Below are 4,887 nucleotides of genomic sequence, written 5' to 3' on the forward strand. Positions count from 1 at the left end.
AATTTTAGTTATAACTTTCAACTTCATCATCCCTTTTTATTTCACGATATCATAATTGCATTATTCCAATTTCCTTATTGTTTGGAACCAACAGAGCTTGATATGTTGTTGAGTTGGTACTTCGTTGGGATTAATCCCAACAAACCACCAACCAACTCGCTAACTCTGTTAGCTAACATATCGCTCATTCCAAACAATAAGTTTTCTCGGCATAATTGCGTGTTCTACTTTTTATTTTTTAATTTCGTAATTATTGAACCTATAACAACTAAAATAGCGAAAGTAATAATCCAACTTACAATAGTAACCACTTTGACTCCTCCTTTTGCTATAATTAGTAATAGGAGTAGCGACTCCCCCTCAGAATTACTTAAAAAAGTTTAGTAATTGTGATAGAAATTCGAAAATCGCTCTTAGTAAGTTGAATAAACTTATTAAGAGTTTTTTTATTTAAAAATATCTTTCGTCTAACTTTCTTCGTAACCACTCATAAATAAATATAAATAGTCCGATAAAGACAATATAAGGGGCATAATAAGCCAAATACCATAAAAATGATATAAACCCTTCAGATGACTTTATTTTGCTCGCTATGGCTTTCTGAAGTGTCTCTACGTTGAAAAAGGATAATATATCTGTTCCCATTGTCATAATTAATGCAAAAAACATAAACACTAGCATGATTGTTCCTAACGTAAAATATAAAAACCTAATTCGCTTTTTATAATTCTCTTGTATTTTCTTCATTTCTTCCCACATGGCTTTGTTATCTGATCTTATTTCTTCTAATTGCGAATTTACTCGTCTATTGATTTCCGTCGTATCTACATCATGCAATCGACCACTAAGACTTTTAACAAAATTTTTCTGTATTGTTTCGTTTTTATCTTGAAAGTCCTTCGTCTCTTCCCTTAGTTCTGTTATTAGTTTTGCTTTCTGCGTTTCGTGTTCGGTCTGTTTGTGTTGGAGTTCTGTAATGAATTTCACTAGCAATTTGTTCTGCTTTTTTAGTTCGTTTAATTCTTTCCTGTTTAAGTCGCTCTGTTTCTCGTTCGATTGCGTCCCAGTTGACTCTGTGTTTGTCTGCGAAGTCGTGGACTGATTGTTCTTCCCGTTTCTCAAACTCATATTCTAGTGCCCCCTTATCGTAATCTTCACCAAGCGTTTTGCCACGTACCCATTTATTGACGTTTTCAGGCTTATAGGAGACATTTTTGCCCCTTACCTTAAATGAGATACCTTTTTCTTCTAAATGCTCTGAAAAGCTCTCTAAATCGTTTGTATGCTCTTTAGCATATTCAATCTGTTCTCTTAAATCGTCTTTCCAAGAATATTTACCTTTTTCTATCAACGATTTTTCGGCTTGTGTATACCTTAATTTCGCAGTATCTCGCTTTGTCACGCTTAACCCATTCTCTTTGCAAACTTCATCATTTTGTTGTTTTATTAATTCTCGTTGCTTTTTATTACTTTGATATTTTTTACCTGTTTCTAAATCAATCGAATTAATAACAATATGATTATGTACATGGTCTTTATCAGTATGCGTATAAATCGCTACTTGATGATTTGGTGCTACTCTTTCTGCTAATTCCAAACCTAGTTGATTACACTGTGCAGGTGTTACTTCGCCTGGCTTAAACGATTGAATAATTGTATGTGCTTGAATACCATCTTCTTTGCCATACAAGGCTCTTGTTTGTTTAAATGCCGATTTTGCATAATCAACATCACAATTTAAGCCACTTTTTTCTTCTGCTCGCTTTTCTGCATAATTGATCGCTCTACTTGCCGACTTCGTATTGCCTAATTTAGTCGTGGCCATTTTCATCACTTCGTTTTTCTTTTATCTCTTTAACTAAATAGCCAATATTAATAATTCCTATGATTAACATTATTGTTGCTATTGAATATGAATTGGTATATAAACTCCAAATTGAAAAAACAAAAGCAAGCAATAATATAACTGAACTTGTTATTATTTCTAAATTTTTTCCCATATTTCATTCAACCTTTCACGTACTGTATTGATATTTCTACTTAAAGCGTCATAATCTGGGTTTTCATGTTGATGTTGATTGCAATATTTAGCAATCTGATTCATATTTGCTCCTAATTTACTTAAATCTTTCGCAATCGATTGTCGCGTTTCTTTATCAAATTTTGGTACGACTAATCGACTGCCTTGTGCCTTTTTCTTTACGAAAGCAGGCACACTCATATTTAAAGTTTCCGCAGATTGTTGTAACTTTAAATATTCGGACTCGCTCACACGAAAACTAATTTGTTTTGGCTCCTTACGGTTGGGTTTACGGTTTTTCCCAACAGTAGCGTCGCCATTCACAAAATCGTTTTGTTCGCTCATTAAATCCCACCACACTTTCTTCGAAAATTATTACTTAATACAAATTTAGATTAAATCATAATCTAAATTTCATCAAGTAATAAAGTGGTTTGGCAAGCGTCGTATTTTCTAGCCACTTCGTGCTAAAAATACCGGCTTGTTGGGGAATATCCCCAAGCCCCTTATGATTTTTTTCTATTGAAAAAAATAGCAATTACTATTGAGTAATTGCTAAATACCAAATGCTCAAAAAAGTGAGCATTATAATTGAGTAATTACTAATCAATATAAATATATTTAAATTGAGTAATTACTCATAAAAATAAGTGCAAATTAAATTAGTAATTACTCATTATTATATGTTAAAATTTGTTGAGTAATTACTAATACATAAAGGTGGTTATTTTATGCCTAGTTCATTTAATAAAAAAGCAAAAACTATAAACGTTAACTTAACACAAGATGAGTACAATAAAATTCAAAAATTAGCAGAAATTCGTCATCTTAACCCAACCAGCTATACAAAACTTGTTGCTTTAGGTAATCGCATTAAGCCAACAGTTATTAAAAGTGAAGATGATACGAATGATTTGCATGAAATCATAGAGCAACTCAAAAATAGTAATAATGCTTTAAAAAGCGAGAGAGATACATTCAAAGAAAAAGCTAATCTATTTGATCTTTTTCTTGAACATGTAAATGAAAATGCCTTTATTGACTTTGATAGTTTTAAACATGATACAGAATTAAGAAAAGCTATTATGAACTTAAAAAAAGACAGAGAAAACCTATAACTAGAGCGTCCTTATTTATATAGTTCTAATACTTTAACTTCATTGAAAATCTCCTAACACTAATAAATTAAACCGAATATTAACTCAATGAAATAGCATAAAGGTTCTAAACCAATCACAATAGAAACTATAATAGAAAAAGTGGCTTTTAAAAATTTTCTTTCCTTCATGTATAATAAACTTACGCTTATACAAATTACCCCTAGCACTAATTCTAATAACTGTAAAATATATTCGGGTATAGCATTATATTTAATTACTATAGAAACCAAAACAAACATACATATCAATATACATATAATTACAAAGCCGTTACCTTTTTTCATTATAGTTCTCCCCTTTTTTCTTATTGCCAAAATTCTATTTGCTTTTGCAATTGTTTTTCATTAGCTTTTAAAGTTGATTTCATCAAATCTGTTAAATCAACTGGAGAAATTTCTTTAATCAAATTTTTATATTTATACTTCGCATGTCTTTCTAATTTCCCCCATGCATCTTCTTCATGAAGTAGCATATAAATCATTGCTTGCTCTTTTACTTTTTCAGGTGCAGTCCAATCAGGTTTTAAAATGTGTAAATCATTAAAGCAATCATTCCAATAATCAACCATATCTCGTTTTAGTTCAATCTCTACACGCCATAGATGTTCAGATATAACTTCAACATCTGCATTATCTTTACGTTCTTGTTTCTTGTTATAAATTCGAATAAATCTATCACTATCACGAACACCAAAATATTTTGTTTCTGGTTTACCATTACGACCATAAAAAACAGTTTTCTTAACTGCTTTATCAGTCATTGCGTAGTAATCACTTAAATCAATTTCAAAATCAAAAGCCAAATCTAATCGTGTAAACCCATCATCTTCTATGTAGTCGATAATATTTTGTTTTAACCAAAGCATTTCTTCATGCGTAAGTTTATTCGGATTAAATTCAACACGCATATTACGTCTATCCCATGTATCTGCTTTTACTTTGTCATATTCAATATAGACTTTTTCTTGAAGTGCTTTAGCTTTAAATTTTGTTTGAAGAATATCCCAAAGTCTAATTTGTGGCTCAATACTCATAAATTCAGATAGTTTTTGAGCATTATTTTTATTAAGATTTCCAACAATTGTCATAGCATCAAAACTTAATTTTGGTTGAGGGGTGGTAAAAAAATTACCACTTAACCGGCTATTAGAGTATCCGGTTGAGGTGTAATTTGTAACTTCTTGTGATGTGCCTTGCTTTGAATAAATTTCTTGCTCTTTTTTACTCATAAAAAAACAACTCCTTAATTATTTTTAAGAAGTCGTCCACCCGAATTTATATCTTGATGTATATTTAAATATCGTTTAATATCTAAATATACAAACTCATAAAAAAACAACATATGATTTTTTGGTGGTTGTCGTTCACTAACTTTGGCGAGGGTGTGGACGACTTCTTTTTTATTTTGTTATTAATATAACACTATCAAAAGACTTGGTCTAATTAGATCAGGTCTTTTTTATTTAAGCATTTATATTATCTCATAGCTAAATTATTTTAAGCTACGTCCAGTTTTCTCTTTATATTTATCTTTAATCATTTCTGACGGAACTGCAAAAACAAACAACAAGATAAATAATATAAGTGACATATGTGGAATATCTTCTAAGAAATACCAACGCAAGTGCCAATCAAACATCATATTAGCAAACGTAACTGCATACTTTAAAAATAATAATGCTACACAAATAAAAGCTAATCCATCTAA

Annotated in this window: 7 protein-coding genes; 1 reads left to right on the forward strand and 6 read right to left on the reverse strand. The window is 30.6% G+C overall.

The features are described 5' to 3' along the window. Positions 1 to 450 precede the first annotated feature (450 nt). The 4 genes from NR218_RS12695 to NR218_RS12385 are packed head-to-tail and all read right to left on the reverse strand — an operon-like array spanning position 451 to position 2,365. Entirely contained in the window at positions 451 to 837 is a 387-nt protein-coding gene (locus NR218_RS12695) for a DUF334 domain-containing protein (protein WP_306766707.1), read from the reverse strand. A gap of 46 nt (positions 838 to 883) precedes the next feature. Then, a complete protein-coding gene (locus NR218_RS12375; protein WP_319946537.1) occupies positions 884 to 1,825 on the reverse strand; it encodes a relaxase/mobilization nuclease domain-containing protein in 942 nt (313 codons plus the stop codon). Then, on the reverse strand, positions 1,812 to 2,000 hold the full coding sequence (locus NR218_RS12380; RefSeq protein WP_265848594.1) for a hypothetical protein: 189 nt from the start codon (positions 1,998 to 2,000) through the stop codon (positions 1,812 to 1,814). Before NR218_RS12380 ends, NR218_RS12375 begins: the two co-directional genes overlap by 14 nt. Further along, complete coding sequence (locus NR218_RS12385) at positions 1,985 to 2,365, reverse strand: plasmid mobilization protein (protein ID WP_217878005.1); 381 nt, start codon at positions 2,363 to 2,365, stop codon at positions 1,985 to 1,987. The genes NR218_RS12380 and NR218_RS12385 overlap by 16 nt, the downstream gene beginning before the upstream one ends. Positions 2,366 to 2,751: 386 nt before the next feature. Here NR218_RS12385 and NR218_RS12390 point away from each other — a divergent pair, with 386 nt between their 5' ends. After that, positions 2,752 to 3,138, forward strand: a complete 387-nt coding sequence (locus NR218_RS12390; RefSeq protein WP_265848595.1) for a plasmid mobilization protein — start codon at positions 2,752 to 2,754, stop codon at positions 3,136 to 3,138. A 346-nt stretch (positions 3,139 to 3,484) separates the two neighbouring features. Here the strand turns inward: NR218_RS12390 and NR218_RS12395 are convergent, their stop codons facing one another. Next, complete coding sequence (locus NR218_RS12395) at positions 3,485 to 4,408, reverse strand: replication initiation factor domain-containing protein (protein ID WP_265848597.1); 924 nt, start codon at positions 4,406 to 4,408, stop codon at positions 3,485 to 3,487. Positions 4,409 to 4,671: 263 nt separating this feature from the next. Next, positions 4,672 to 4,887: epilancin biosynthesis-related protein ElxI1 (elxI1, locus tag NR218_RS12400; protein ID WP_416346230.1), on the reverse strand; the 216-nt coding region annotated here is incomplete at its 5' end.

Source organism: Staphylococcus sp. SUC_1.2 (genome assembly GCF_026222585.1).